Annotated in this window: 3 protein-coding genes and 1 pseudogene; 3 read left to right on the forward strand and 1 reads right to left on the reverse strand. The window is 66.1% G+C overall.

What is annotated here, in order from left to right; all coding sequences use genetic code 11:
- Nucleotides 1-1,407, forward strand: a 1,407-nt coding sequence (locus tag EN939_RS28870; protein WP_164751303.1) for an outer membrane protein assembly factor BamB family protein, incomplete at its 5' end; no start/stop codon positions are given.
- Nucleotides 1,408-1,544: 137 nt separating this feature from the next.
- Here EN939_RS28870 and EN939_RS28875 read toward each other — a convergent pair.
- A complete protein-coding gene (locus tag EN939_RS28875; RefSeq protein ID WP_127271113.1) occupies nt 1,545-1,979 on the reverse strand; it encodes a hypothetical protein in 435 nt (144 codons plus the stop codon).
- 27 nt (nt 1,980-2,006) lie between these two features.
- Between EN939_RS28875 and EN939_RS38680 the strand changes: the two genes are divergently transcribed.
- On the forward strand, nt 2,007-2,162 hold the full coding sequence (locus tag EN939_RS38680; RefSeq protein ID WP_206528363.1) for a hypothetical protein: 156 nt from the start codon (nt 2,007-2,009) through the stop codon (nt 2,160-2,162).
- 250 nt (nt 2,163-2,412) lie between these two features.
- A pseudogene (locus EN939_RS28885) lies at nt 2,413-2,689 on the forward strand (dienelactone hydrolase family protein); the annotation flags it as partial.

Consider the following 2,689-nt stretch of genomic DNA (forward strand, 5'->3'; position numbering starts at 1 on the left):
ACGCTGAACCTTCTGACCAACATGCCCTATCCGAAGTCGGGCTATTATTACTCGACCTCGGCCCCGCTGATCTCAGCCGGCAAGATCATCGTCGGCGGCGCGGTCAACGACAATTATTCGACGCAGGAGCCATCCGGCGTCATCCGCGCCTACGACGCTGCCACCGGCGCGCTGGTGTGGAACTGGGATTCCGGCAATCCGGACCAGATAACGCCGCTGCCGGCCGGCCAGACCTATACCGCCAACTCGCCCAACATGTGGTCGACGCCGAGCGCCGACGAGAAGCTCGGCCTGCTCTACGTGCCGCTCGGCAACCAGACGCCGGACCAGCTCGGCGCCGGGCGCAGCGCCAATGTCGAGAAGTTCTCGTCGTCGATCACCGCGCTCGACCTCAACACCGGGCAGGTGCGCTGGGTGCGGCAGACCGTGCACCACGATCTCTGGGACATGGACGTGCCGGCGCAGCCGAGCCTGATCGACATCACCAAACCCGACGGCACGGTGGTGCCGGCGCTGGTCGGGCCGACCAAGCAGGGCGACCTCTATGTGCTCGACCGCCGCACCGGCGAGCCGGTCATTGCGGTCAACGAAGTGCCGGCGCCCGGCGGCGCGATCGAAGGTGACCACACATCGCCAACGCAGCCGGTCTCCGACCTTACCTTCATGCCGAAGCCGCTCACCGGTGCCGACATGTGGGGCCTAACCATGTTCGACCAGTTGGCCTGCCGGATCGAATTCCAGGGCCTGCGCTATGAGGGTCGCTATACGCCGCCTTCCGTCCAGGGCTCGCTGATCTACCCCGGCAACTTCGGCACCTTCAACTGGGGTGGCGTCGCCGTCGACCCGGTCCGGCAGGTGCTGTTCGGCATGCCGACCTATCTGGCGTTCAAGTCGGAGCTCATTCCGCGCGATCAGGTGCCGCCACCGGACGAAGGGCGCGGCAGCGAGCAGGGGCTGAACCGCAACGAGGGCGCGCCCTATGCGGTGGTGATGGGACCGTTCCTGTCGCCGCTCGGCATTCCTTGCCAGGCGCCGCCCTGGGGCTATGTCGCCGGCGCCGATCTCAGGACCGGCAAGATCGCCTACATGCATCGCAACGGCACCGTCTACGATATGACGCCGCTGCCGCTGCCGCTGAAGGTCGGGGTGCCGGGCATTGGCGGGCCGATGATCACCGCTGGCGGCGTCGCCTTCCTGGGGGCGGCGGTCGACGACTATCTGCGCGCCTACGACCTGACATCGGGCAAGCAGCTGTGGCAGGCGCGGCTGCCGGCCGGCGGGCAATCGACGCCGATGACCTATACGGTGGCCGACGGCCGCCAGTTCGTGGTCATCGTCGCCGGCGGCCACGGTTCGGTCGGCACCAAGCCCGGGGACTATGTGATCGCCTACGCGCTGCCGAAGTAGGGGCGCAGGGCGCGCGATCTCTCAGAGGTCGCGCCGCCCATCATCTGTGCCGGTATCTTTTCCCCGCATAGTGACGGGGAAAAGTGCCCGACTGGGCGATGAGGGGCGGCAAATCTTCCGATCGGCCCGATTGTCGATCAGCCAATCCCCAGATGGCCCTTCAGGCTGGGCACCGAGCCGAGCACCTTGTTGGTCAGGTCGGGGCCGGCGGCGGCTTCGGCCTGCTGGATCAGCGTCGCGCCGGCCTTCTGGATCTGCGCCATGTCGAGCCCGGATGCCTTGAGCGCGGCGACGCCGTTGATCAGCGCGCCGGCCTTCTCGCCGAGAACGCCGCCAAGCGCGCCCTGCAACGACGACAAAAAACCGCCGCCGCCGGCCGGAGCGGCAGCCATGACGTCATATTGATGGGCGAGGTCGTCGGCGCCGGGGATCCTGGCGAAGAACGCCGAGGCGCTGGTGCCTTCCGCCTCGTGTTCGAGCACCGAGAAGATGGTGCCGACGACTTTCTCCGTCGTCGCCTGGTCGAGGTCCGCCTTCTGCGAAACGGTGTTGACGATGTCCTGGACGTTCATGGCGTCACTCAGCCCTGGGTTTTCGTGTTGCGGTTCCGCTCAGTGCGGACCCTGATCAACGATCGTCTGCCTGCGTTCAGAACCATCGAGCACAGGGCCAAAGCGGCACTCGCCGAAAGGACGAGCGCGCTGGCGAGGATCGGGGAAGGCATGGTCATGGTCATCGCTTCCTTCTGGGTCTGACGTGTGGGCACACGGCCAAGATACTGGGCGATAGCCACCTTCCCTCACGATTGTGGCAGCGCCAGCAGGATTTATCGCCAATGACCAAAAAGTGATGACACGGCCGCGCATGGCGCCGGCTTTACTGCTCGGGCGCGGCCGGCGCCCTGCGCCCTGAGGCAATCGGCGGCCGCGATGAGTGCTCGACTGGATCATGCCGGCTTGGTCCCTATGTAGCTGGGAATTAAAGCCCGAAGCAGAGGACCTATCCATGACGAAACCCGACGCCAAGCCCGCCATCACCCAGGCGATGATCGACGCCTATGACGAATACACGCATCTGACGCTCGATCGCCGCCGGTTCATGGAGCAGTTGACCCGGCTTGCCGGATCGGGTGCGGCGGCGGCCGCGATCGCGCCGCTTCTGGCGGCAAATTCGGCGCAAGCGGCTGTTGTCGCCGACAACGATCCGCGGGTGAAGGGCGAGGACATCAGCTATCCCGGCAGCAGCGGCGAAATGAAGGGCTACCTGGTCAAGCCGGTGGACA

Source organism: Mesorhizobium sp. M7A.F.Ca.CA.002.05.1.1, assembly GCF_003998335.1.
GTDB lineage: Bacteria > Pseudomonadota > Alphaproteobacteria > Rhizobiales > Rhizobiaceae > Mesorhizobium.

What these genes read in the sequence shown, in the direction of transcription:
- EN939_RS28875 (WP_127271113.1), bottom strand. Translation starts at nt 1,979, where the DNA reads ATGAACGTCCAGGACATCGTCAACACCGTTTCGCAGAAGGCGGACCTC.